The following is a 23,882-nucleotide window of genomic DNA, read 5'->3' on the forward strand; positions in this document are numbered from 1 at the left end:
CTGCAGTGCCAGAACGGGCGTGGGGAGCAGGAACGTCCGGCCTCTCACGCGCGGAATGTCCTCGCACGCGCGGAACGTCCTCCCACGCGCGGAACGTCTCGCTACGCGCCAGAGGCCAACTGTGCCAGGCGGCCGGCGGCGTCCTCGAGAACGGAACGCCGCTTGCAGAACGCGAAGCGCACGAGGGACCGGTAGCCCGCGGCGTGCTCCGGCCGGACGAATGCCGACACCGGTACGCCGACGACCCCGGCCAGGGCGGGCAGTTCGAGGCAGAAGGCCCGCGCATCGTCGTACCCGAGCGGCGCGGTGTCGGCGATCACGAAGTACCCGCCGTCCGGCCGCATGACGTCGAAGCCCGCTGACCGGAGCCCCGAGGCGAGCAGTTCGTGCTTGGCGGCGAGTTCGGCGGCGATCCCGGTGAAGACGGCGTCGGGCAACCGCAGTCCGACGGCGACGGCCGGTTGGAACGGTGCGCCGTTGACGAAGGTCAGGTACTGCTTCACCGTCGTGATCGCGTCGACGAGCGTCGGGGGAGCGGTGAGCCAACCGATCTTCCAACCGGTGGTGCTGAAGGTCTTGCCGGCGCTCGAGATCGAGACCGTCCGCTCGGCGGCTCCGGGCAGTGTCGCGATCGGCGTGTGCGGGACGGTGAACGTCAGGTGCTCGTAGACCTCGTCGGTGACGATGAGGGCGTCGTACCGCGTCGCGAGTTCCACGATCGTGCGCAGGACCTCGTCGGGCAGGACCCGGCCGGTCGGGTTGTGCGGCGTGTTGACGAGTACGACGCGGGTGCGGTCGGTGAACGCGGCGCGCAGGGTGTCCTCGTCCGGCAGGAAGTCCGGAGCAGTGAGGGGCACGGTGACGTGGGTGCCGCCGGCGAGCCGGACGAGCGCACCGTAGGCGTCGTAGAACGGTTCGAACGTGATGACCTCGTCGCCCGGTTCGACCAGGGCGAGGAGCGTCGCGGCGAGGGCTTCGGTGGCGCCGGCGGTGACCAGGACCTGCCGGTCAGGGTCGACCTCGAGGCCGTACCACCGCTGCTGGTGTTCGGCCACGGCGGTGCGGAGGTCGACCGTCCCGCGTCCGGGCGGGTACTGGTTGACGCCGTCCCGGATGGCGCGGACCGCGGCTTCGAGCACCTCGGCAGGGCCGTCCTGGTCGGGGAAGCCCTGCCCGAGGTTGATCGCGCCGGTGCTCGCGGCGAGGGCGCTCATCTCGGCGAAGACGGTGGGCGCGGGGACGCCGTCGGGTCCCAGGAGCATCGCTCCCTCGGCTGCTCGCAACCAGGGTCCTGCCTGCCGCATGTGGTTCCCTCCGGTGACGGCGACGACGTGTCGCGCTGAACGGACCCCAACCTAGCTGGCCGTCCGACGGCGATCCGGGGACGGACCCACAGCCCACGCATAAGATCGGCAGAGGATGCTTCCAGCGTCGCCAGAAGCACCGCTCAGGTGGTTGCGACAGACTGCACGAGCTTGAAAGGAGCACGTCCAGCATGACCGACACCACGCCCAACGGGCAGGGCGACGACCGCCGTCCGGACGATGCGGCATCGCCTGCCGCCAGTGAGGACGCCGCCGCAGCGGCCACGAAGGGGAACACGTCGATGCCGAACGACTCCGAGCAGTTCAACGACGCCGAGCAGCCCGAGAACGCCGAGCGGTCCGACGACGCCGCGCAGCACGCGGCTCCGTCCGACGACGCCACGAGCGCCGACCACACCGACGTGATCCCGTCGGCGACCGACCACCCCACGGACCGCTACACGGCCCCGTACCCGACGCTCTCGGGCGACCAGCAGCGCGATGCCGGCCAGCAGTCGGCCGGGTACGGCCAGCAGACCTCCCCGTACGGGCAGGCGTCCCAGTACGGCCAGCAGCCCGCCGCAGACCAGACGAGCCAGTACGGGCAGGCCCAGCAGAGCCAGTACGGCCAGAACCAGCAGCCGCAGTACGGGCAGGCCCAACAGAGCCTGTACGGCCAGCAGTCCCAGTACGGTCAGAGCCAGCAGTCCCAGTACGGCCAGAATCAGCCGAACCAGCAGTCCCAGTACGGTCAGCAGTCGCAGTACGGCCAGCAGGGCCAGTACGGCCAGGCCCAGCAGCCGCCGTACGGCCAGCAGCCGACCGCGGGCCAGCCGCGGTACGGCGAGTACGCCCAGCCGGCCTCCGCCGCTGCCCCCTCGTCGGAGTACGCGACAGCGTCGGCGCAGGCACCGCAGTCCGCCACGAGCGCCTTCGGCGACGTGGACGGCGCGAACCAGCGCAACGGCCACTACTTCGCTGACGGAACCGCGGGTGCAGCGGCCACCACGACCACCACCCGCTCCGGGCGCAGCAAGCTCGTCCTGCCGATCATCGCCGGACTGGTCGTCGCGGGTCTGGTCGGCGGCGGCGCCGGGTGGCTCGCCGGGTCGTCGCAGGGCGGCACCGTCACGTCGTCGTCCGGTTCGTCGCAGGGCGGCAACCTCACGGTCAACGACTACGACTCCGCGACCGTCGTCACCGCGGTCGCTGCGCAGGCGACGCCGTCGGTCGTGACGATCAACGTGTCGTCCAGCAACGAGGCCGGCACCGGTTCGGGCGTCGTGATGAGCAAGGACGGCTACATCGTCACGAACACCCACGTGGTGACGCTCGACGGTGACAGCTCGAACGGTTCGATCACCGTGACGACCTCGAACGGCAAGATCTACGAGGGCAAGCTCATCGGCACCGACCCGACGGTCGACCTCGCGGTCATCAAGATCGACGCGACCGACCTCAAGCCGATGGAGTTCGCCGATTCCACGAAGCTCAACGTCGGTGACACCGCGGTCGCGATCGGTGCGCCCCTGGGCCTGTCGAACACGGTCACGGACGGCATCGTCTCGACCCTGAACCGCAGCATCCAGGTCACGTCGAGCGCTCCCAGCGAGGGCGGCGACTCGAACGAGGGCGGCAACGGCGGCAGCGGCCCGTTCGACTTCTGGGGCAACGGCGACAACGGGAGCAGCTCGTCCGCGAACACCACGGTCTCGCTGCCCGTCATCCAGACCGACGCGTCGATCAACCCGGGAAACTCCGGTGGTGCCCTGCTCGACGCGAAGGGCAAGCTGATCGGCATCAACGTGGCCATCGCCTCGGCCGGCAGCTCGTCGTCGTCCGACTCGGCGGCCGGCAGCATCGGCGTGGGCTTCTCGATCCCGTCGAACCTGGTGAAGCGCGTCGCGAACGAGATCAAGGACAAGGGCTCGGCCACGCACGGCCTGCTCGGTGCCACGGTCGGCGACGCCTCGGAGAACGCGAGCGCGACCCAGATGGGTGCGCTCATCAAGTCGGTCTCGTCCGGCGGTGCGGCGGCGAAGGCCGGTCTGCAGAAGGGTGACGTCGTCACGAAGATCGGTTCGGCGACCGTCTCGGACGCCACCGACCTGACGGCGCAGGTCCGCTACTTCGCGGGCGGCGCGTCGACGACGATCAGCTACCTCCGGAACGGGCAGTCCCGCGAGGCGGACGTGACCCTGGGCACGTACGACAGCAAGGGCTGACGCCACCACGGACAGGACGGGAGGCCCGGTGCACGACGTGCGCCGGGCCTCCCGTCCGTCTGCGGGTCGCGTCGCGGGCGCCCCGCAGGTTCCGGGTTCGGGTCTTGATAGGCTCATGGTCGCTCTGCGGGGCGGCACCGCCCCGGTGCGTCCCGTGCACCCAGCCAGCACCCCGAGGTACGCATGCAGACAGACGGACAGCCCCTGCCGGGCGTCTCGTACGTGATGCCCGTGCTCAACGAGGTCACCGAGGTCCGCGCTGCGGTCGCCAGCCTGCTCGACCAGGACTACACCGGCGTGTTCGAGGTCATCCTCGCGCTCGGCCCCTCGATCGACGGCACGAACGAACTCGTGGCCGAGATGAGCGCGGCCGACCCGCGCATCCGGGCGATCGACAACCCGGTCGGGTCCACGCCGGCCGGCCTCAACGTCGCGATCACGGCGTCGGTGCACCCCGTGGTGGTCCGCGTCGACGCGCACTCGGTGCTGCCACCGGACTACACGCGCATCGCCGTCCGCACCCTGCTCGAGTCCGGTGCGGACAACGTCGGCGGCATCATGCGCGCGGAGGGCCGCAGCCCGTTCGAGCGGGCCGTCGCGTTGGCGTACGGCAGCCGCGTCGGCCTCGGCGGCACCCCGCACCACGTCGGTGGGACCGCCGGCCCCGCCGAGACCGCGTACCTCGGCGTCTTCCGCCGCGACCGCCTGTTCGAGGTCGGCCTGTTCGACGAGGGCATCAAGCGCGGCCAGGACTGGGAGCTCAACCGACGCCTGCGTCAGACCGGCGGCACGGTGTGGTTCACACCCGAGCTGGTCGTCACCTACCGCCCGCGACCGAGCCTGAAGCGCCTGGTGCGGCAGTTCGTCGCCACCGGGTTGTGGCGGGGCGAGCTCGCCCGTCGGTTCCCCGCGAACAACGGCCTGCGGTACTTCGTGCCGCCCGCGATGGTCGCCGCCATGGCCGTCGGGATCCTCGCCGGCGTCGTCGGTGTCGTCGGCGCGGCCCTCGGCAGCCCGGTCGCCTGGGCGCTCCTCGGGTTCGCCGTGCCCGCCGTGTACCTGCTCTTCGTCGTTCTCGGGTCGGTCGCCGTCGCGCGCCGGTCCGGGGTGGCGACCTTCCTCTGGCTGCTCGTGGTGCTGCCCTGCATCCACGTGGGATGGGGGCTCGGTTTCATCATCGGGTTCCTCACCCGCACCTCCGAGCTGACCACCCACACCGGACGGTGACCCCATGACCGACCCCGCCACCCACGGCCGCGGATCCGCACGCCCGACGTCGATCGCCGAGCTGCGGGCCGTCGCCCAGCCGGACGAGGTCCGCGCCCGCGCCAACGCCGAGCACTGGACGGCGTCGCTGTACCTGCGCGACGTCTCGCCGTACCTGACCTGGGTGCTGCTGAAGACCCGCGTCAGCGCCAACCAGGTGACCGGCCTGATGATCCTGGTCGGGTGGAGCATCGCCGCGGCCCTGCTCATCCCCGGCATCTGGGGCGCAGCGCTCGCCCTGGTGCTCGGACAGCTGCAGATGCTCGTGGACTGCTGCGACGGCGAGGTCGCACGGTGGCGTGGCACCCGCTCGCCCGCCGGGGTGTTCCTGGACAAGGTCGGGCACTACACGACCGAGGGACTGATCCCGGTGGCGCTGGGCATCCGAGCCGCCACCTGGCCGATCCACGGCGCCGACTGGATGTGGACCACGATCGGCTGCGCACTCGGTCTGGTCATCGTGCTGAACAAGGCCCTCAACGACATGGTGCACGTCGCCCGGGCGAACGCGGGGCTCGACAAGCTCGTCGACCGACGCGACGCCTCGACCGCGCCGTCCGGCCGGAAGCTCGCCTCGCTCCGCCGCCTGGCCAGGTTCCTGCCGTTCCACCGCCTGTACCACTCGGTCGAGCTGAGCATGCTCGCGTTCCTGTTCGCGCTCATCGGACTGGCGATCGGCGACACGCTCGCCAGCCGGATCCTGGTCGGGGCGCTGCTGCCGCTGGCCGTGCTGGCGACCGTCGGACACTTCCTGGCGATCATCGCGTCCAAGCGGGTCAAGGCGTGACCGACGACGCGGTGCCCCACGACGCGGTGCCCCACGACGCGGTGCCCGACGACACGGTGACCGATGGCACCGTGACCCCGAGCACCGTTCGTCGCCACGCGGTCGCGCACCCGCAGCGACCCCGCGTCGCCGTCGTGAGCCTGTCGCAGGGCACCCGGCCCGACGACCTGCGCCGCGGGCTCGACAGCGTGCTCGCGCAGCAGGGCGTCGAACTCGACGTGGTCTGCGTCGGCAACGGCTGGGAGCCGACAGGCCTGCCCGACGGAGTGCGGACGCTGGCGCTGCCGGAGAACCTCGGGATCCCGGCCGGCCGCAACGCCGGTGCCGAGGTCGTCGACGGGGACTACGTGTTCTTCCTGGACGACGACGCCTCGATCCCCTCGGTGACGTTCCTGCAGGACGCCGTCGGCCGCTTCGAACGCGACCCCTCGCTCGGACTGCTCCAGCCCCGCGTGGTCGACCCGACCGGCGCCGCCAACCCGCGGCGCTGGGTCCCGCGCATCCGCAAGGGCGAGCCGGACCACTCGTCGCCGGTGTTCTCGGTGTGGGAGGGCGCCGTCGTGCTGCCGATGGACGTGTACCGGATCGTCGGGGGCTGGGGAGCGGAGTACTTCTACGCGCACGAGGGCATCGAACTCGCGTGGCGCGTGTGGGACGCCGGTCGACGTGCCTGGTACGCCGGCGACCTGGTCGCCCACCACCCGGCCATCGACCCGGCCCGGCACACCGAGTACTACCGCCTGAACGCCCGCAACCGGGTCTGGCTGGCCCGACGGAACCTGCCGGCACCGCTCCGGCCGCTCTACGTCGGCTCGTGGGCCGCGATCCAGGTCGCACGCTGGTGGCGACACCCGCGACGCCTGACGACGTGGTTCGCCGGCATCCGCGAAGGACGGACCACCGACTGCGGACCAACCCGACCGATGAGCTGGCTGACCGTCGCCCGGATGACGCTCGCCGGGCGCCCGCCCGTCGTCTGACCGCCCCGAACCCCACCGCCACCGCAGAACGGGAGACAGTCCATGCCGATCACCAGTGACGTGCGGACCGCCGTGCGCCTGGCCCAGCGCCTGCTCGCCTCGCGCCGGAGCCGCCGGGAGCTCGCCCGTCGCCTGCCGTCGGTCGCGGCGCCGGCGCCCGGCACGATCGAGATCGCGGTCTACTTCGCCGACGGCCCCGTGAACATGTACCAGGTGCGCCAGTGGTACGCGCCGCTGGCCGAACTGGCGAAGACGCACCCGGTCGCGATCATCGCGCGCAGCCCAGGCACGATGACCACGCTCATCGACGAGTCGCCGGTCCCCGCCGTGTACGCCCGTCAGGTGGTCGACCTGGAGCAGTTCGTCGAGACCCAGGCGCCGAAGGTGGTGCTCTACGTCAACCAGAACGCCCGCAACTTCCAGATGATGCGGTACGGGCGCATGTGGCACGTCTTCGTCAACCACGGCGAGAGCGACAAGATGTACATGACGACGAACCAGTTCAAGGCGTACGACTACGCGTTGATCGCCGGGGACGCCGCGCGTGGCCGGCTCGCCGAGGCGCTGTGGGACTACGACCTCGACGCCAGGACCATCGCGATCGGCCGCCCGCAGGCCGACCACTTCGCCGGCGCGGCACCGTACCCCGCCGACGACCGGACCGTCGTGCTGTACGCACCGACGTGGGAGGGCGACCGCGGCGCCGCGGCGTACGGCTCGATCGCGTCCCACGGCACCACCATCGCCGAGCAGGTGCTCGCGTCGCCCCGCCACCGCCTGGTGTACCGCCCGCACCCGCGGAGCGGCGTGCTCGACCCGGCGTACCGAACGGCACACGAGCGGATCGTCGCGGCGATCACGGCGGCGAACGCGGCCGACCCCACCGCGCACCACGTCCACGACGAGGGCGGCGAGCTCGGCTGGCAGCTGGCCGACGCAGACGTGGCGATCACCGACATCAGCGCGATGATCTACGACCGCCTGGCGGTCGGGAAGCCCCTGATCGTGACGCGCCCGGTGTCGCCGGAGGCCGATGTGGACGAACGCGGCTACCTGAGCGACGCCAACTGGCTGACCGCGGCCGACGCGCCGACTGTGCTCGCGCGGATCGACGCCTCCGTGGGGGACGCCGCCGAGCTCGCCAAGCTGCAGCAGTGGGTGGCGCGCTACTTCGGCGACACCACGCCCGGTGCCGCGACGGCCAGGTTCCACGCTGCCGTCGAGTGGCTGCTGGAGCGCTGGCGCACCGTCGCTGCCGAGCGCGGCGAACGCTGAGCCCCGTCCGGACACGGTCATGGGTGCAGCCCCTGACCGACCAGTGACATCCGCCACACGTACTCGGAGCGGTCCGGACGGCGCCAGCGGACGATCACGACGCCGGTGTCCTGCGGATCCGCGCCGAACACGGCGACGGACAGACGTCGACCCGGTTCGAGCCGGTGCACCGCCAGCGGCGGGCTGTAGCCGTTGCCGAGGTGGGTGAGGGTCAGGCCGTCGACCGGTTCGTCCCCGGTGTTGACGAGGTCGTACCGGCGCGGGGCCTGCGAGCGGTCGATGGTGAACGGGACGGCGTACGCGGGTGCTGGGTGGTGCATGGCGAGAACGCTAGGGGGAGGGTCCGACGGTGGGGCCCCGGCGCAGCACCCGGGAACCCGTCGCTGTGGAGGGGGCACGGTGGTGCCCTGGTTGTGGAGGGGGAGTACCCGACCGGTCAGACGCCGTAGTCGGCGGAGTATTGCGCCAGCGCTTCCTCGATGGTGCCGTCGAGCTGCAGCCGGCCCTTGTCGAGGTACAGACCGCGGTCGCAGAAGCGGCGCAGGTCCTTGTCGCTGTGGGACACGAAGAAGAGCGTCCGACCGCCGGCCAGGAGCTCCTCGATCCGCTTGTAGCACTTCTCGCGGAAGGCCTTGTCGCCGACGGCGAGGACCTCGTCCACCAGGATGACGGGCTCGTCGAGCCGCGAGATCACCGCGAACGCGATGCGCACCTTCATGCCGCTCGACAGGTGCTTGTACGGGGTGTCGACGAAGTCCGCGATCTCGGCGAAGTCGATGATCTCGTCGAAGGCGGCACGGATCTCGGCGCGCGACATGCCGTGCAGGCCGGCGGTCAGGTAGACGTTGTCGCGGACGGACAGGTCGCCGACGAACCCACCGGTGATCTCGATGAGCGGCGCGACGCCGGCCCCGACGTCGATCCGGCCCTCGTCCGGCAGCATCACCTGCGCCACGAGCTTCAGGAGCGTGGACTTGCCCTGACCGTTGCGACCGACGACGCCGATCGCCTCGCCCGGACGGACGTCGAACGACACGTTGCGGAGCGCCCAGAACTCGTCGGCACGCTTGCGGCGGCCGCGTCCGGCGAAGAGGTCCTTGAAGTTGCGGCTCGCCCGTCGGTTGCGCTTGAAGCAGATGCCGGCGTCGCGCACGGAGATCACCGGCGCGACGGTCTCGGTACGTCGGGTCTGGTCGGTGGCGGTCATCACAGCTCCTTCAGCACGCGGTGCTCACTGCGTCGGAACACCGCGAAGCCGATGACCAGGACGATGCCCGTGATGACCACCGACGCCCCGACCTCGAGCCAGTCGAGCTGGCTCGGGAAGAACGCGGCGCGGTACATCCCGAAGATGCCGGTGAGCGGGTTGACCGCGGCGATGGGGCGCAGGGCGTCGGGCAGCGCGTGCGTGCCGTAGATGATCGGCGATGCGTAGAACAGGAAGCGCAGGACGAGCTTGGTCGCCCGCTCGAGGTCGCGGAAGAAGACGACGAGCGGCGCGACGATCAGGCCGAGGCCGTACACCAGCGCGCACTGCAACACGATCGCCAGCGGGAAGAAGACGACCTGCCAGTGCAGGTGCGCACCCGTCGCGATCGCGAACGCCGCCAGCACCGGCAGGCTCAGCAGGAACTCGATGCCCTTCGACGCGTCGATCCGCGCGACCCAGATGGTGCGGGGGATCGTCGTCGAGCGGATGAGCTTCGACTCCTTGATGAACGCCCGCGTGGAGTCCGAGACGCCCCCGGTGAACCACATCCACGGCAGCAGCGCGGAGAGCAGGAAGACGATGTACGGGTCTTCACCGACCGAGCCGCGGTGGAACACCTGGGTGAAGACGAACCAGTAGATCGCCGACATGACGAGCGGGTCGAGGATCGACCAGACGTACCCGAGCGCCGACGTCGAGTACCGGACCCGGAGGTCGCGGACGGTCAGCAGCCAGAGGGCATGACGATAGCGCCGACCGGCGCTCCGGGTCGCCGCTGGTGCGGCAGCCGCGGGCACGGTCGGCGCGCTCGCTGTGGTCACGGTTTCCCTTCGGGCGGAACCGCCGAAGGGGTCCTGACGGAGGTTCAGGCGAACAGGTTGTTCGCGCGCTCGAGGTCCTCGGCGAAGTCGATCTCGACCGCGTACAGGTCGGAGATGTCGATCGGGGACCAGCGTAGCCCGTCCTCGGCGATGGCAGCCTCGATGCCGCCCTCGAAGTACTCCTGGTCGTCGACGCGACCGAGCTGGCGGATGAGGGCCTGCTTGTCGTTCGCCGACACGTAGTTGATGCCGACGGCCTCGCCGAGCCCGCCGACGACCTGCTTGGAGAGCTTGTGGATGAACCCCTCGGCGTCGACGGTGTACTTGACCTCTTCGTCGGAGACCTTGTCGGTGTTGACGCTGACGAACGAGTGGTCCTCGTCGATCATGTCGGCCGCACGGACGAGCGCCATCGGGTCGAAGACCACGTCGCCGTTCATCCAGAGGACACCGCTCTTGCCGGTCGCCTTGAGGGCGCGCAGCAGGCTCTTCGAGGTGTTGGTGGAGTCGTAGGACTCGTTGTAGACGAAGGACGCGTCGGGGAAGGCCTCGACGATGTGCTCCGACTTGTAGCCGACGACGATCGTCACGCGGGCGCTCGAACCGAACGCGGCGCGGATGTTGTCGAACTGCTGCTGCATGATGGTGCGGCCGTCACTGAGCTCCGTGAGCGGCTTCGGCAGGCTGCGGCCGAGCCGGCTGCCCATCCCCGCTGCGAGGATCACGATCTGCGTGGTCATGCTGGTCCCTTCTGGTGTCCGCCCGCGCGCCCTGGGGCACGGGCGGGCCTCGTCGAGTCTGCTCGCGGAACGTCCGAGTTCGCCGAGAACCGGACGCCGCGGGCCACGAGGGCGGCCGCTGCACGGTGTCGGAGAGCCCGCCGGAGCAGGTTTCCAAGTGGTGAACACTTCTTCGTGCCCTGGTGAATGATACGGAAACACCCGCTCAAGGGGTAGGTCCGCCGCGCTTCGTACTCATTTCGTGACACTGGAGTGGGCGGTTCCCCGCTGTCCGGAGAGCGTTGGTACGGTTGGGCGATGGCCGCCAGAGCAGAGAACGAGGACGTGTACGCCACGACCGACGCTGCCTGGATGACCGAAGCGAGTGACACCGACGAGCAGGACGCCGACGAGCGTGCCGCCGACCGGGTGGACGCCGCGGCGGGGGACGACGCCGACGACGACGACATGGGGGAACCGGATGCGCGCGACGCCTCCGTTGATGACGAGATGACCGACGACACCACGGCTGCCGACACCACGGCCGCCGACACCGATCCGGTCACCGAGCCGCAGTCGGACGCAGTGCCCGGTGCCGCAGTGCCCGGTCCCGCGGCCCGTGCCGCGGCAGCGGCCCCGACGACGACCACCGGCGCCCGACCCGCCAAGGCGCGCACCACGAAGCAACGCACCAAGCGACCGGCGAAGGCCGCCGGCACGACCGGCACCGTGCCTCCCGGCCCCACCGCGAGCGACGCGACGTCCGCGACGGACGCGACCGCGCACGCAGCGCAGGGCGCACCGGAGACCGACGCACCGGAGGCGGACGCCGCGACGAGCCCCGCCGCGAAGAAGCGTGCTCCCCGGGCCACCGCGCCCAAGGCCCCGCAGAAGCTGCAGCCCGTCGTGCTCGCCGCCGACGGCCTCGTCAAGCGGTACGGGCAGACCCTCGCCGTCGACGAGGTCGACCTCGAGATCCGTCAGGGCTCGATCTTCGGCGTGGTCGGCCCGAACGGCGCCGGCAAGACGACCACCCTGTCGATGATCACCGGTCTGCTGCGTCCCGACGCCGGGTCCGTGACGGTCCTGGACCACGACGTCTGGGCCGACCCCACGGCCGCCAAGCGCAGCCTCGGCGTGCTGCCGGACCGCCTGCGGCTGTTCGACCGCCTCACCGGTGCGCAGCTGCTCTACTACTCGGCCACCCTGCGCGGTCTCGACGGTGCCACGGCCCGTGAGCGCAGCACCGACCTGGCCGAGGCGTTCGGGCTCGGCGAGGCGCTCGGTCGCCAGGTCGCCGACTACTCGGTGGGCATGGCGAAGAAGATCGCCCTGGCCGCCACGCTCATCCACTCGCCGCGGGTCCTCGTGCTCGACGAACCGTTCGAGTCCGTCGACCCCGTGAGCGCCGCGACCATCACCGACATCCTGCGCCGCTACACGCGCGGTGGTGGCACCGTCGTGCTCTCCAGCCACTCCATGGAGCTCGTTCAGCGCACCTGCGACTCCGTCGCCATCATCGTCGGCGGCAAGGTCCTCGCCTCGGGGACCATGGCCCAGGTGCGCGGTCGCAAGAGCCTCGAGGACAAGTTCGTCGAACTCGCGGGCGGCCGCGTCGTGGCAGAGAGCATGGAATGGTTGCACAGCTTCTCCGGCTGAGGGCCGACCTGCTCGCGGGCGAGGTCCGCGGCAGCGCCCGCCGGTCCGTGCTCGTCGTGCTCGGCAGCCTCGTCGGGCTCCTCGCCGCCGTGTTCGTCGCGACGCAGACGGTCGCGCTGCGGTCCGCCGACCCCGACACGGCCCGCGCGGTCACCGTGCCGGTCGGCACGCTCATCGCGTTCGCGTTCACCGTCGTCCCGCTCGTCGTCGGACGGAGCGACCAGCTCGACCCGCGGCGCTTCGCGGTGTTCGGCATCGGCCGTCGCGGGCTCGCGATCGGCCTCGTCGTCGCCGGGCTGATCGGTATCCCGGTGATCGGGGTCGTCGTCGTGGCCGTCGCCCAGTCGATCGCCTGGGCGCGTGACGCCGGGACCGGTGTGCTCGCGGTGATCGGCGGCCTGCTCGCGATCGCCACCTGCGCGCTCCTGGTCCGCGTGTGCTGCACCGTCGGCTCGCGGCTGATCGGTCCGCACCGGTCCCGCGACGCCGGGTGGCTCGTCGCGCTCGTGATCATCGTGCTCGCGATCCCGGCGGTCTCGCTGCTGCTCCGCGTCGACTGGCTCGACCCCGAAGGCGCCGAGATGCAGCGCGTCGCGGACGTCGCGGGGTGGACACCGTGGGGCGCCGCCTGGGCCGTGCCCGCCGAGGTCGCCAGCGGCCACGTCGGCACCGGGTTCCTCAAGCTGCTCGTCGCGATCGCCGTCGTCGCCCTGCTCACCTGGGCGTGGTGGACGCTCGTCGGTCGGGCGCTCGACACCGTCGACGGTCGCACCCGGACCCGGCGCTACCAGGGGCTCGGCTGGTTCGACCGGCTCGGCTCGACGCCGGTCGCCGCCGTCGCCGCCCGCGCCCTGACCTACTGGGTGCGCGACCCGCGGTACCGCACCTCGTACCTCATCATCCTGTTCGTCCCGCTCGTCGTCATCCCGCTCGGGGTCGCCGGGGTGCCGTGGCACTGGACCGCGCTCGTGCCGTTGCCGCTCATGGCGCTGATCGCCGGGTTCCTGCCGCACAACGACGTCTCGTACGACAACACCGCGGTGTGGCTGCACGTCGCCTCCGGGGCTCCCGGGTGGAGCGACCGTCTCGGACGTGTCGTCCCAGTCCTCGTCGTCGGTGCGCCGGCGATCGTGGCCGGCTCGGCGGTGTCCGCCTGGTTGTTCGACGACTGGACGGTGTTCCCGCTGCTGATCGGCGTGAGCGCCAGCGCCCTGCTGTCCGGACTCGGGCTGTCGAGTGTCGTGTCCGTCCTGCTGCCCTACCCGACCGTGCGGCCGGGCGACCACCCGTTCCAGCAGCCACAGGCCGCGGGTGTGACGGCGACGGTCGCGCAGTCGATGATGGTGATCGGCATCGTGCTCTGCACCGTCCCGGCGGCGTGGCTCGCGGTGCTGGCCTTCGTCCGCGGCGCCGAGCCGTGGTCGATGCTGACGCTCGCGGTGGGCATCGGGGTCGGCGTGGTCGTGCTCGTCATCGGGATCTTCGCGGGAGGGCGGCTGTTCGACCGGCGCGGCCCGGACCTGCTGGCCGCGGCGCAGCGCAACTAGCGTTCCGGAACGAGCGCGACGTGCGCAGACCAACGTGCGCAGACCGTCGTACCCTGGACCCATGAGCATGACGGAACCAGGCGGCGGCCTCGACGTGATGGACCGGGAGCTCGAGAAGCTCCTCGAAGACGAAGCGATCGAACCCGGCGACCACGAGCGGTTCTCGCACTACGTCAAGAAGGACAAGATCCTGCAGTCCGCCCTGTCCGGCAAGCCGGTCAAGGCGCTGTGCGGCAAGAAGTGGATCCCGGGCCGCGACCCGGAGAAGTTCCCGGTGTGCCCGGACTGCAAGGCCATCTACGAGAAGATGAAGTCCGAGTAGGCGCAGCCTGCGCATCGTGAGCAGAAATGGTCGGGTCACCTTCGGGGACCCGACCATTTCTGCTCACCAAGCGATGCGCTGCGGCGCGCAGCGGCGCTGCGGCGCGCAGCGGCGCGCTAGATCACCAGGGTGGGGATCGCGGGGTCGCCGCGACCGATGCGCGCGGCGTCCGCCGGCAGCTCGGCCTTCGCCCGCTTGTGGTGCGCCCGCGCGGCCTCGACGCCCTGTGCTCCGAGGAACGCCGGATCGACCACGCCGCCGGTGACCACGGGCACGAGCAGGGCGCGCTCGTCGGGGCCGACCTGTCCGGCGGTGAGCACGACCTCGGCCGTGGCGACACCGTTGCGCAGGCGTCGGCCGGCTTCCTTGCGCCCGCCGATCGAGGCCTTGTCCGCTGACTTCTTCGCCACGGCGACCCAGTCGTCGCCGTCGGCGGACTGGTGCGCCACGAGCTTGAAGACCATGCCGGCGGCCGGGTGCCCCGAGCCGGAGACAACCGAGGTGCCGACGCCGTACGAGTCGACCGGGGCCGCACGGAGGGCCGCGATCGTGTACTCGTCCAGGTCGTTCGTGACCGTGATCTTGGTGTCGGTCGCGCCGAGCCGGTCGAGCTGCGCCCGGACGGCCGCGACGACCGAGGGCAGGTCGCCGCTGTCGATGCGGACACCGCCGAGCTTGCCGTCGGTCAGCCGGACGGCGGTCTCGACGGCCTGCTCGATGTCGTAGGTGTCGACGAGCAGCGTCGTGCCGTTGCCGAGGGCGTCGAGCTGCGACCGGAATGCCGCTTCCTCGGAGTCGTGCAGCAGGGTGAAGGCGTGCGCCGCGGTGCCCATCGTCGGGATGCCCCAGGTGCGGCCGGCCTCGAGGTTGCTCGTCGCGCCGAACCCGGCGATGTACGCGGCCCGTGCTGCGGCGACGGCGTTCCACTCGCCGGTGCGGCGGGAGCCCATCTCGGCGAGCGGACGCCCGTCGGCGGCGGAGACCATGCGCGCGGCGGCCGAGGCGATGGCGGAGTCGGCATTGAAGACCGACAGGGCGAGCGTCTCGAGCACGACGGCCTCGGCGAACGTGCCCTCGACCTGCAGGATCGGGGAGTTGGGGAAGTAGACCTCGCCCTCGCGGTAGGCCCGGACGTCCCCGGTGAACCGGTAGTCGGCGAGGAAGGCTGCGGTGCCCTCGTCGATGACCCCGCGGTCGCGCAGGAACCCGATCTCGTCGTCGCCGAAGCGGAAGTCGCCGAGGGCGGTCAGGAACCGGCCGAGGCCGGCCGCGACGCCGTAGCGACGACCGTCGGGCAGTCGCCGGGCGAACACCTCGAAGACGCACCGCCGGTGGGCGGTCCCGTCCTTCAGGGCCGCGTCGACCATGGTGAGTTCGTACTGGTCCGTCAGGAGCGCGCTGGTCACGCTGTCGACACTAGTGACGTGACCTCCTGGAGGCCCGGATCGCCTCGGGCGCCCGGCCCGCGGCGCGCAGGCGGTCGGTCCCGACGTCCGCAGCGCGCGTCGGTACGCTGGTCACCGTGACGGATGCACCGATCGGAGTCTTCGACAGCGGGGTCGGCGGGCTCACGGTGGCCCGCGCGATCATCGACCAGCTGCCGCGCGAGAGCATCCGGTACGTCGGCGACACCGTGCACTCGCCGTACGGCCCTAAGCCCATCGCCGACGTCCGCCGCTACGCGCTCGAGGTCATGGACGACCTGGTCGAACTCGGCGTCAAGGCCCTCGTCATCGCCTGCAACACCGCGTCGTCGGCCGTGCTCCGCGACGCCCGCGAACGGTACGAGCAGGCGTACGGCATCCCGGTGGTCGAGGTCATCCAGCCCGCCGCCCGCGCCGCCGTGAAGCAGACCCGGACCGGGCGCATCGGCGTCATCGGCACGGTCGGCACCATCACCTCGCGCGCCTACGAGGACGCCTTCGCGGTGGCCTCCGACGTCAGCCTGACCCTGGCGGCGTGCCCGCGGTTCGTCGAGTTCGTCGAGGCGGGGGACACCTCGTCACCGGAGCTGCGCGAGGTCGCCGCCGGCTACCTCGACCCGATCCGCGCCGCCGACGTCGACACCCTCGTGCTCGGCTGCACCCACTACCCGCTGATGTCCGCGGCCATCCAGTACGTGATGGGCCCGGACGTCACCCTGGTGTCGAGTGCCGAGGAGACCGCCAACGACGTGTACCGCCGGCTCGTCGAGCACGGCCTCGAACGCACCTCCACCACCGCCCCGACGTACTCGTTCGAGTCGACCGGCGACGACGAGGACGGGTTCCTGCGGCTCGCCCGCCGGTTCCTCGGCCCCGAGATCGTCCGCGTCGGCCACCTCGAGACCGGCGCCATCACGCTGCCCCGTGGGCGGGCCTGAGCGGCGACCAGCCGCCAGCCGCCGCCCGCCCCGATGACCCGCACCGCGCCTCCAGGCCGGACCGAAAGGACACCATGACCACCCGCATCGACGGCCGCCAGGCCGAGGAACACCGTCCCGTCACCATCGAGCGGGGGTGGAGCACGCAGGCCGAGGGCAGCGCGCTCATCTCGTTCGGCAACACCAAGGTGCTCTGCACCGCCTCGTTCACGAACGGCGTGCCCCGTTGGCTCGCCGGCAAGGGCACCGGCTGGGTCACCGCCGAGTACTCGATGCTGCCGCGGTCGACGAACGAGCGCATGCAGCGCGAGTCGATCAAGGGCAAGGTCGGTGGCCGCACCCACGAGATCTCCCGGCTGATCGGGCGTTCGCTCCGCGCCGTGGTCGACACGAAGGCCCTCGGGGAGAACACCCTGGTCATCGACTGCGACGTGCTGCAGGCCGACGGCGGCACCCGCACGGCGTCGATCACCGGCGCCTACGTGGCGATGGTCGACGCGATCGAGTGGGGCCGCGGCAAGGGCTTCATCGGCAAGAAGGCCACCCCGCTCACCGACAGCGTGCAGGCGATCTCGGTCGGCATCGTCACGGGCGAGCCGATGCTCGACCTGGCGTACACCGAGGACTCCGCCGCCGACACCGACATGAACATCGTCACGACCGGGTCGGGCAAGTTCATCGAGGTGCAGGGGACCGCCGAGCACGCGCCGTTCGACCGCGACGAGCTGAACGTCCTGCTCGACCTGGGGCTGGCCGGCAACCAGTCGCTCGCGGCGATCCAGAAGACCGTGCTGGGGCTGGCGTGACCGGCACCGTCGTCCTGGCCACCCACAACCAGGGCAAGGTCGTCGAGCTCCGCGAGATCCTCGGGTCGGCGCTGGGCGAGGGTGTCGAGCTGGTCGGGTACGACGGCCCCGAGCCGGTCGAGGACGGCGACACCTACGCCGCGAACGCCCTGATCAAGGCCCGTGCCGCGGTCGCCCACACCGGGCTGCCGGCGCTCGCCGACGACTCCGGCATCGCGGTCGACGCGCTCGACGGCGCCCCGGGCATCCACTCGGCGCGGTACGCGGGCACCCGGTCGGACGCCGACAACATCGCGCTGCTGCTGCAGAACCTCGACGGCGTCGTGGAGCGGACCGCCGCCTTCGTGTGCGCGGCCGCGTTCGTCACGCCCGACGGGTTCGAGCACGTGGTCGAGGCGGTGTGGAACGGCGAGGTGCTGACCGCGCCGGTCGGCGACGGCGGCCACGGCTACGACCCGGTGTTCCGGCCGGACGACGCCGACCGGTCGTCGGCCGAGCTCACCCGCGACGAGAAGAACGCGCTGTCGCACCGCAGCAAGGCGTTCCGGGGCATCGCGCCGGTCGTGCGGGAGCACTTCGGGCTCTGAACTGCCCACCTGCGACGACGACGGGCCCACACCGTACGGTGTGGGCCTGTCGTGTTCGGTCCGGCGTACCGCTACAGCTGCGGGTCGACGGCCGTCGACTCGGCCTGGTGCTCGCGCTTCTTCGCCTTGCGGGCGTTCCGGATGTACGTCAGCGCCATCGGCACGACGGTGACCAGGACTGCGGCGAGCAGGATGATGTCGATGTACTCGCGCACGATGTGGGCGACGAACGGGATGTGCCCGATGAAGTACCCGAGGAACGTCACACCGACACCCCAGACGACGGCGCCGATCGCGTTGTAGAGCGAGTACTTCTTGTAGTCCATGCGGCCGACGCCGGCAGCGATCGGCGCGAAGGTGCGGACGACCGGCACGAAGCGCGCCAGGATCACCGCGAGCGGGCCGAACCGGTGGAAGAACGCGTTGGTCCGCTCGACGTTCGCCTTGGAGAACAGACCGCTCTCCTTGCGCTCGAAGATCGGCGGGCCGGCCTTCTTGCCGATGTAGTAGCCGAGCTCCCCGCCGAGGAACGCCGCAGCGCCGATCATCAGGGCCGCGACCCAGATCGGGATGCCGCCGATCTCGCCGCCGCGGTCGAACGCGAACAGGCCGGTGATGACGAGCAGGCTGTCACCCGGGAAGATGAAGCCGATCAGCAGACCGGTCTCGGCGAAGACGATCGCACAGACGACGAGCACTGCGACCGCCCCGAAGTGGTCGAGGATGTACTGCGGATCCAGCCATGGGATCAGGGCGAGTGCGACGGAGTGCATGTCTCTTCCGGTCGTGCAGATGCGGTGACGGGAGGGTCACCCGCACGACGAGGGTACCGTCCGCGCGTGACCGGAACGTCCCTCGGTGGTATGAGATGCGCGAGCACGCAACGGTCGGTGCGGAAGGAGGGACTCGAACCCTCACGCCTGGGGCACAGGAACCTAAATCCTGCGTGTCTACCGATTCCACCACTCCCGCGAGCAGCGGCAGTCTACCGAGCGGTCCCTGGTCGGCGGACGTCGGCCGGCGTCGGTGGACGTCGGCGGACGTCGGTGGTGCGAGGTTGATCACTCCGTGCGGCGCAGAAAGCGCGCACCGAGTGGGCAACCTCGCACCGAGTCGTGGGAAACGGCTGCGCGCAGCGCGCGGCGCGCGTCAGCGGAGCTGGCGCGGCAGGTACCGCGGCACGTACCGCAGCAGCACACCGGCACCGATCAGGCCGAGCACGCCCATCACGCCGCTGGCCACCGCGATCGTCGCGACGGCCGTCACCCCGGAGATCACGAGCGGCGCAGCAGCGGACCCGAAGTCGCCGGTGAAGCGCCAGGCTCCGAGGAACGGCGCCGGGTCGTCGCGCGGGGCGAGGTCGGCACCGAGCGTCATGAGGATGCCGGAGCCGACGCCGTTGGCGAGCGACATCCCCATCGCGATCCCCACGAACCAGCCGACCCGCGCGTCGAGGTGCCCGCTCCAGGCGAGCAGGAAGTAGCTGACGCTCAGCCCGAGCATGCAGGGGAGTGCGCTCGCCAACCGTCCCCAGCGGTCCATGATCTGGCCGCTCGTGTAGAACAGCGCGAAGTCGACGGCACCGGCGATGCCGATGATCAGAGCGGCCGTCGAGTCGTTCAGCCCGACACTGACCGCCCACAGCGGCAGGATCACCTGGCGTCCGGCACGCATCGCGCCGATGAGCGCGGCGCCGCTACCGAGCCGCAGCAGCACGGCCCGGTTCGTGCGCAGGGTGCGGAAGAGGCCGTGCGCCTCCTTGCCGACGAAGACCGCTCCGGTGTCGGTGGACGGCTCGGTCACGCCGGTCGCGTCCGACCCCGACCGGGAGGCCCGTGGCGGCAACCGCAGACCGCGTGCGCCCGTCGCCGGGTCGCGCAGCACCAGGAGCACTGTCGCCGCCGCCAGGCAGCACACGACGTGGATCCAGAAGGCGCTCGCGGTGGTGCCGGTCAGGTGGATCACGCCGGCGGCGAGGAACGGTCCGACGAAGTACCCGAAGCGGAACACCCCGCCGAGGCTCGACAGCGCCCGGGCTCGGATGCGGACGGGGATCGCGGTGGTCATGTAGGCGTGCCGTGCCAGGGCGAACACCGCGGTCGAGACACCGACCAGGAACACCCCGAGCGCGAGCACCCACGCGTTCGCCGCGGTCGTGCAGACGACGAGGCCGCCGACCGACACCAGGGCAGCGCCGATCATCGCGTTCCGCTCGCCGATCCGCGCGACGACGATGCCGGACGGCACGTCGCCGATGAGTTCGCCGACCAGGATGAGCGACGCGACGAAGCCCGCGAACGCCAGGGTCGCGCCGAGGGAGTCCGCGGCGATCGGGATGATCGGGATGATCGCGCCCTCGCCGATGGCGAACAGTGCCGCGGGCAGGAACCCGGACAACAGGACGGACCGGAAGTCGAATGAGTCGTTCCCCGTCGTGGCCATCGCTCGACCAACGGTACGCCAGCGGTACGGGTTCGTCGGCGGGTTACCCTGGAGGCATGCGTGTTCTGGCGGCGATGAGCGGTGGGGTCGACTCGGCGGTGGCTGCTGCCCGGGCGGTCGACGCCGGGCACGACGTGGTCGGCGTGCACCTGGCGTTGAGCCGGATGCCGGGCACGCTCCGCACCGGCAGTCGCGGGTGCTGCACGATCGAGGACTCGATGGACGCCCAGCGCGCCGCGTCCGCCCTCGGCATCCCCTACTACGTGTGGGACTTCTCGGCCCGGTTCAAGGAGGACGTCGTCGACGACTTCGTCGCCGAGTACCAGGCCGGCCGCACCCCGAACCCCTGCATGCGGTGCAACGAGCGGATCAAGTTCGCGGCGCTGCTCGAGAAGGCGCTGGCCCTGGGCTTCGACGCCGTCGCGACCGGGCACTACGCCTCGATCGTCACCGGCCCGGACGGCTCCCGCGAACTCCACCGGTCGGCCGCGTGGGCGAAGGACCAGTCCTACGTGCTCGGGGTCCTGACCGCCGAGCAGCTGCAGCACGCGATGTTCCCGCTCGGGGCGACCCCGTCGAAGGACGAGGTCCGGGCCGAGGCCGCCGAGCGTGGGCTGACGGTCGCCCAGAAGCCCGACTCCTACGACATCTGCTTCATCCCGGACGGCGACACCCGCGGCTGGCTCGCCGACCGTGTCGGCAGCGAGACCGGCGACGTCGTCGAGCGCGACGGCACCGTGGTCGGTTCCCACGACGGCGCGCACGGCTACACGGTCGGGCAGCGCCGCGGACTGTCGCTCGGGCGCCCCGCCGCCGACGGCAAGCCCCGGTTCGTGCTCGAGATCCGCCCGAAGGACAACACCGTCGTGGTCGGTCCGAAGGAGGCCCTGGCCGTGTCGTCGATGTCGGGCTCCCGCTTCACGTGGGCCGGCACCGCACCCGCCGACCCGCAGACGCCGTTCGCGTGCGACGTGCAGATCCGGGCGCACGCCGACCCGGTGCCGGCGACCGCGCGGGTGCAGGACGACGTGCTCGTGATCGACGTCGACGAGCCGCTGCACGGGGTCGCCCCCGGGCAGACGGCCGTGGTCTACGTCGGCACCCGGGTGCTCGGACAGTGCACGATCGACAGCACCGTCAGCGCCGTCCCCGTCGACGCCTGAGACCGCCGCTCCCGGGCGGTGGGTCCGCTGCACGCGCCGTCGGTGGCACACGGTAGAACTGATGGCATGAGCGAGACCGACGCCACGTTCGAGACCATCGACCCCGACGGGCTCGACGCCGCCCAGGCCGGGCGCGAGGTCGACCGGCTGCGGGCCCGTATCAACGAGCTGCGACAGGCGTACTACCAGGGCGACAACGGATCACCTGAAGCCGACGCCGACTACGACGTGCTGGTCCGACGGCTCGCCGCGATCGAGCAGCGGTTCCCGGAGCTCCTGACCGAGGACAGCCCGACCCAGACCGTCGGCGGGCAGGCGCAAACCACGCAGTTCGCACCGGTCGAGCACGCCGAGCGGATGCTCTCGCTCGACAACGTGTTCAGCCCGGACGAGCTCACCGAGTGGGCCGTCAAGGTGCAGCGCGACGCCGGTGCCGAGCGTGTCCGGTTCCTGACCGAGCTGAAGATCGACGGCCTCGCGATCAACCTGCGCTACGAGCACGGCCGGTTGGTGTCGGCGGCGACCCGTGGTGACGGCGTCGTGGGCGAGGACGTCACCGGCAACGTCCGGACGATGGGCACGATCCCGGACCGGCTGTCGGGGACGGGCCACCCGCCGCTGGTCGAGGTCCGCGGCGAGATCTTCTTCCCGGTCGCCGAGTTCGACGAGCTCAACGCGAACCAGCGCGAGGCGGGGGAGCGCGTCTTCGCCAACCCGCGCAACGCCGCCGCCGGGTCCCTCCGCCAGAAGGAAGAGGGCAAGTCCGAGGCGAAGCGCGCGCTCATGGTCGACCGGCTCCGGCGCTTGCGGATGCTCGTGCACGGCATCGGCGCGTGGCCCGTGCGCGAGCTCGAGCAGGAGACCGACGTCCGCTCGCAGTCCGAGGTCTACGAGCTGCTCGAGACCTGGGGCCTGCCGACGAGCAGCCACTACCGGGTCTTCGACACCATCGACGAGGTGAACGCCTTCGTGCGCTCCACGGGGGACCGCCGCGCCTCGGTCGAGCACCAGATCGACGGCGTCGTCATCAAGGTCGACGACCTCGCCCTGCACGAAGAACTCGGCTCGACGTCTCGTGCACCCCGGTGGGCGATCGCGTACAAGTACCCGCCGGAAGAAGTCCACACCAAGCTCGTCGACATCGTCGTCAGCGTCGGGCGGACCGGGCGTGCGACCCCGTTCGCGGTGATGGCCCCGGCCGAGGTCGCCGGGTCGGTCGTCCGCCAGGCCACCCTGCACAACCAGCAGGTGGTCAAGGCGAAGGGCGTCCTGATCGGCGACACCGTCGTGCTGCGGAAGGCCGGCGACGTCATCCCCGAGGTCCTGGGGCCGGTCGTCGACCTGCGCGACGGCACGGAGCGCGAGTTCGTGATGCCGACGCACTGCCCGGAGTGCGGCACCGAGCTCGCCCCCGCGAAGGAAGGCGACATCGACCTCCGCTGCCCGAACGCGAAGAGCTGCCCCGCGCAGGTCCGCGGTCGTGTCGAGCACATCGCATCGCGCGGTTCCCTCGACATCGAGGGCCTCGGCGAGGTCGCAGCCGCAGCGCTCACGCAACCGCTGCACCCGGAGACCCCGCCGCTCGTGACCGAGGCCGGGTTGTTCGACCTGACGATGCAGGACATCGTCCCGATCGAGGTGATCGTCCGCGACGCCGAGACCGGCATGGAGAAGGTCGACGACGCCGGCGCCCCGAAGCGCGTGACCCCGTTCAGCCGCGCGCGCAAGAAGACCGACCCGCCGTTCGACCCCGAAGCACGCGGTGCGGACTACACCGGCGAGCCGAGCCGCTTCCCGTCGAAGAACGCGTTCGAGATGCTCGCGAACATCGACGCGGCGAAGACGAAACCGCTCTGGCGCATCATGGTGGGGCTGAGCATCCGCCACGTCGGACCGGTCGCGGCGCGGGCGCTCGCGAACCACTTCGGGTCGCTCGACCGGATCCGCAGCGCCTCGCGCGAGGAACTCGCGGCGGTCGACGGGGTCGGCGGGATCATCGCCGACGCGCTGCTCGCGTGGTTCGAGGTCGACTGGCACCGCGAGATCATCGACCGCTGGACGACGGCGGGCGTGCAGTTCACCACGCCGGACCACCCCGGCCCCGGGGGCGCGGCGGTGGAGGGCGGTGTCCTGAGCGGCGTCACGGTCGTGGCGACCGGGTCCCTCGAGGGGTACACGCGCGAGGGCGCGCTCGAGGCGATCATCACCGCCGGCGGCAAGGCGGCGTCGAGCGTCAGCAAGAAGACCGACTTCGTGGCCGCGGGTCCCGGGGCCGGGTCGAAGCTCACGAAGGCCGAGCAGCTGGGGCTCCGGATCATCGACGCCGAGCAGTTCCACCTGCTCGTGACCGAGGGGCCGAGCGCGCTCCCCGAACCAGAGGTCGCCGCGCCCGAGGGGTGAGCCGGGG

General features: G+C 71.2%; 21 protein-coding genes and 1 tRNA gene. 13 read left to right on the plus strand and 9 right to left on the minus strand.

All coding sequences use genetic code 11. The features are described from left to right. Positions 1-101 precede the first annotated feature (101 nt). A complete protein-coding gene (locus EDF33_RS06940; protein ID WP_132099600.1) occupies positions 102-1,304 on the minus strand; it encodes an aminotransferase class I/II-fold pyridoxal phosphate-dependent enzyme in 1,203 nt (400 codons plus the stop codon). A gap of 191 nt (positions 1,305-1,495) precedes the next feature. Between EDF33_RS06940 and EDF33_RS20375 the strand changes: the two genes are divergently transcribed. The 5 genes from EDF33_RS20375 (at position 1,496) to EDF33_RS06965 (ending at position 7,837) form a co-directional block, all read left to right on the plus strand. Next, positions 1,496-3,529: a trypsin-like peptidase domain-containing protein gene (locus tag EDF33_RS20375; RefSeq protein ID WP_243692376.1), complete on the plus strand. Its 2,034-nt coding sequence runs from the start codon at positions 1,496-1,498 to the stop codon at positions 3,527-3,529. 183 nt (positions 3,530-3,712) lie between these two features. Further along, positions 3,713-4,756, plus strand: a complete 1,044-nt coding sequence (locus EDF33_RS06950; RefSeq protein WP_123294079.1) for a glycosyltransferase family 2 protein — start codon at positions 3,713-3,715, stop codon at positions 4,754-4,756. Positions 4,757-4,760: 4 nt separating this feature from the next. Next, positions 4,761-5,582: a CDP-alcohol phosphatidyltransferase family protein gene (locus tag EDF33_RS06955; protein WP_123294078.1), complete on the plus strand. Its 822-nt coding sequence runs from the start codon at positions 4,761-4,763 to the stop codon at positions 5,580-5,582. A gap of 71 nt (positions 5,583-5,653) precedes the next feature. Beyond that, entirely contained in the window at positions 5,654-6,562 is a 909-nt protein-coding gene (locus EDF33_RS06960; RefSeq protein ID WP_243692403.1) for a glycosyltransferase, read from the plus strand. Positions 6,563-6,604: 42 nt separating this feature from the next. Then, positions 6,605-7,837, plus strand: coding sequence for a CDP-glycerol glycerophosphotransferase family protein (locus EDF33_RS06965; RefSeq protein WP_131878378.1), 1,233 nt, complete (start codon positions 6,605-6,607; stop codon positions 7,835-7,837). Between the two features lie 17 nt (positions 7,838-7,854). Here EDF33_RS06965 and EDF33_RS06970 read toward each other — a convergent pair whose 3' ends face one another. The 4 genes from EDF33_RS06970 to EDF33_RS06985 form a co-directional block, all read right to left on the minus strand. Beyond that, the gene (locus EDF33_RS06970) at positions 7,855-8,157 is read right to left on the minus strand and encodes a hypothetical protein (RefSeq protein WP_111085009.1); all 303 of its coding nucleotides are present in this window, start codon (positions 8,155-8,157) and stop codon (positions 7,855-7,857) included. Between the two features lie 116 nt (positions 8,158-8,273). Further along, positions 8,274-9,044: an ABC transporter ATP-binding protein gene (locus EDF33_RS06975; RefSeq protein ID WP_111085010.1), complete on the minus strand. Its 771-nt coding sequence runs from the start codon at positions 9,042-9,044 to the stop codon at positions 8,274-8,276. Next, positions 9,044-9,844: an ABC transporter permease gene (locus EDF33_RS06980; RefSeq protein WP_123939022.1), complete on the minus strand. Its 801-nt coding sequence runs from the start codon at positions 9,842-9,844 to the stop codon at positions 9,044-9,046. Before EDF33_RS06980 ends, EDF33_RS06975 begins: the two co-directional genes overlap by 1 nt. Positions 9,845-9,912: 68 nt before the next feature. Further along, the gene (locus EDF33_RS06985; protein ID WP_111085011.1) at positions 9,913-10,608 is read right to left on the minus strand and encodes a phosphocholine cytidylyltransferase family protein; all 696 of its coding nucleotides are present in this window, start codon (positions 10,606-10,608) and stop codon (positions 9,913-9,915) included. 297 nt (positions 10,609-10,905) lie between these two features. Here EDF33_RS06985 and EDF33_RS06990 point away from each other — a divergent pair, with 297 nt between their 5' ends. From EDF33_RS06990 to EDF33_RS07000, 3 genes are all read left to right on the plus strand, one after another. Then, the gene (locus EDF33_RS06990) at positions 10,906-12,246 is read left to right on the plus strand and encodes an ABC transporter ATP-binding protein (RefSeq protein WP_243692377.1); all 1,341 of its coding nucleotides are present in this window, start codon (positions 10,906-10,908) and stop codon (positions 12,244-12,246) included. Continuing rightward, a complete protein-coding gene (locus EDF33_RS06995) occupies positions 12,222-13,793 on the plus strand; it encodes an ABC transporter permease (protein ID WP_132099601.1) in 1,572 nt (523 codons plus the stop codon). The genes EDF33_RS06990 and EDF33_RS06995 overlap by 25 nt, the downstream gene beginning before the upstream one ends. A gap of 61 nt (positions 13,794-13,854) precedes the next feature. Beyond that, entirely contained in the window at positions 13,855-14,115 is a 261-nt protein-coding gene (locus EDF33_RS07000) for a DUF3039 domain-containing protein (protein WP_111033217.1), read from the plus strand. Positions 14,116-14,231: 116 nt separating this feature from the next. On the opposite strand, the gene EDF33_RS07005 is transcribed toward EDF33_RS07000, so the two are convergent. Further along, on the minus strand, positions 14,232-15,521 hold the full coding sequence (locus EDF33_RS07005; RefSeq protein ID WP_132099602.1) for a nicotinate phosphoribosyltransferase: 1,290 nt from the start codon (positions 15,519-15,521) through the stop codon (positions 14,232-14,234). A 116-nt stretch (positions 15,522-15,637) separates the two neighbouring features. Here EDF33_RS07005 and murI point away from each other — a divergent pair, with 116 nt between their 5' ends. The 3 genes from murI (at position 15,638) to rdgB (ending at position 17,870) form a co-directional block, all read left to right on the plus strand. Then, positions 15,638-16,477 carry a glutamate racemase gene (gene murI, locus EDF33_RS07010; RefSeq protein WP_123938935.1) on the plus strand — a complete coding sequence of 280 codons (840 nt, stop codon included), beginning with the start codon at positions 15,638-15,640 and terminating at the stop codon, positions 16,475-16,477. 74 nt (positions 16,478-16,551) lie between these two features. Further along, entirely contained in the window at positions 16,552-17,283 is a 732-nt protein-coding gene (rph, locus tag EDF33_RS07015; protein ID WP_111085013.1) for a ribonuclease PH, read from the plus strand. Beyond that, complete coding sequence (gene rdgB / locus EDF33_RS07020) at positions 17,280-17,870, plus strand: RdgB/HAM1 family non-canonical purine NTP pyrophosphatase (RefSeq protein ID WP_123340733.1); 591 nt, start codon at positions 17,280-17,282, stop codon at positions 17,868-17,870. Before rph ends, rdgB begins: the two co-directional genes overlap by 4 nt. 71 nt (positions 17,871-17,941) lie before the next feature. Here the strand turns inward: rdgB and EDF33_RS07025 are convergent, their stop codons facing one another. The 3 genes from EDF33_RS07025 to EDF33_RS07035 all read right to left on the minus strand — a co-directional run bounded on the left by EDF33_RS07025 (position 17,942) and on the right by EDF33_RS07035 (position 20,312). Then, on the minus strand, positions 17,942-18,643 hold the full coding sequence (locus EDF33_RS07025) for a DedA family protein (RefSeq protein ID WP_123294071.1): 702 nt from the start codon (positions 18,641-18,643) through the stop codon (positions 17,942-17,944). 118 nt (positions 18,644-18,761) lie between these two features. Beyond that, positions 18,762-18,842, minus strand: a tRNA-Leu gene (locus EDF33_RS07030). Between the two features lie 177 nt (positions 18,843-19,019). Beyond that, on the minus strand, positions 19,020-20,312 hold the full coding sequence (locus tag EDF33_RS07035; protein WP_132099603.1) for an MFS transporter: 1,293 nt from the start codon (positions 20,310-20,312) through the stop codon (positions 19,020-19,022). Positions 20,313-20,368: 56 nt separating this feature from the next. On the opposite strand from EDF33_RS07035, the gene mnmA reads away from it, so the two are divergent. Together mnmA and ligA are read left to right on the plus strand one after the other, a co-directional pair. After that, the gene (gene mnmA, locus EDF33_RS07040; RefSeq protein ID WP_123340734.1) at positions 20,369-21,475 is read left to right on the plus strand and encodes a tRNA 2-thiouridine(34) synthase MnmA; all 1,107 of its coding nucleotides are present in this window, start codon (positions 20,369-20,371) and stop codon (positions 21,473-21,475) included. A gap of 66 nt (positions 21,476-21,541) precedes the next feature. Continuing rightward, positions 21,542-23,875, plus strand: coding sequence for an NAD-dependent DNA ligase LigA (gene ligA, locus EDF33_RS07045; protein ID WP_132099604.1), 2,334 nt, complete (start codon positions 21,542-21,544; stop codon positions 23,873-23,875). The last annotated feature ends 7 nt before the right edge of the window (positions 23,876-23,882 follow it).

It is taken from the genome of Curtobacterium sp. PhB146 (assembly GCF_004342995.1).
GTDB lineage: Bacteria > Actinomycetota > Actinomycetes > Actinomycetales > Microbacteriaceae > Curtobacterium.

Excerpts from the sequence above, each read along its gene's own strand:
- EDF33_RS06940 (WP_132099600.1), bottom strand. The coding sequence starts at position 1,304 with ATGCGGCAGGCAGGACCCTGGTTGCGAGCAGCCGAGGGAGCGATGCTC.
- EDF33_RS20375 (WP_243692376.1), top strand. The coding sequence starts at position 1,496 with ATGACCGACACCACGCCCAACGGGCAGGGCGACGACCGCCGTCCGGAC.
- EDF33_RS06950 (WP_123294079.1), top strand. The coding sequence starts at position 3,713 with ATGCAGACAGACGGACAGCCCCTGCCGGGCGTCTCGTACGTGATGCCC.
- EDF33_RS06955 (WP_123294078.1), top strand. The coding sequence starts at position 4,761 with ATGACCGACCCCGCCACCCACGGCCGCGGATCCGCACGCCCGACGTCG.
- EDF33_RS06965 (WP_131878378.1), top strand. The coding sequence starts at position 6,605 with ATGCCGATCACCAGTGACGTGCGGACCGCCGTGCGCCTGGCCCAGCGC.
- EDF33_RS06970 (WP_111085009.1), bottom strand. The coding sequence starts at position 8,157 with ATGCACCACCCAGCACCCGCGTACGCCGTCCCGTTCACCATCGACCGC.
- EDF33_RS06975 (WP_111085010.1), bottom strand. The coding sequence starts at position 9,044 with ATGACCGCCACCGACCAGACCCGACGTACCGAGACCGTCGCGCCGGTG.
- EDF33_RS06985 (WP_111085011.1), bottom strand. The coding sequence starts at position 10,608 with ATGACCACGCAGATCGTGATCCTCGCAGCGGGGATGGGCAGCCGGCTC.
- EDF33_RS06990 (WP_243692377.1), top strand. The coding sequence starts at position 10,906 with ATGGCCGCCAGAGCAGAGAACGAGGACGTGTACGCCACGACCGACGCT.
- EDF33_RS06995 (WP_132099601.1), top strand. The coding sequence starts at position 12,222 with ATGGTTGCACAGCTTCTCCGGCTGAGGGCCGACCTGCTCGCGGGCGAG.
- EDF33_RS07000 (WP_111033217.1), top strand. The coding sequence starts at position 13,855 with ATGAGCATGACGGAACCAGGCGGCGGCCTCGACGTGATGGACCGGGAG.
- rph (WP_111085013.1), top strand. The coding sequence starts at position 16,552 with ATGACCACCCGCATCGACGGCCGCCAGGCCGAGGAACACCGTCCCGTC.
- EDF33_RS07025 (WP_123294071.1), bottom strand. The coding sequence starts at position 18,643 with ATGCACTCCGTCGCACTCGCCCTGATCCCATGGCTGGATCCGCAGTAC.
- EDF33_RS07035 (WP_132099603.1), bottom strand. The coding sequence starts at position 20,312 with ATGGCCACGACGGGGAACGACTCATTCGACTTCCGGTCCGTCCTGTTG.
- mnmA (WP_123340734.1), top strand. The coding sequence starts at position 20,369 with ATGCGTGTTCTGGCGGCGATGAGCGGTGGGGTCGACTCGGCGGTGGCT.
- ligA (WP_132099604.1), top strand. The coding sequence starts at position 21,542 with ATGAGCGAGACCGACGCCACGTTCGAGACCATCGACCCCGACGGGCTC.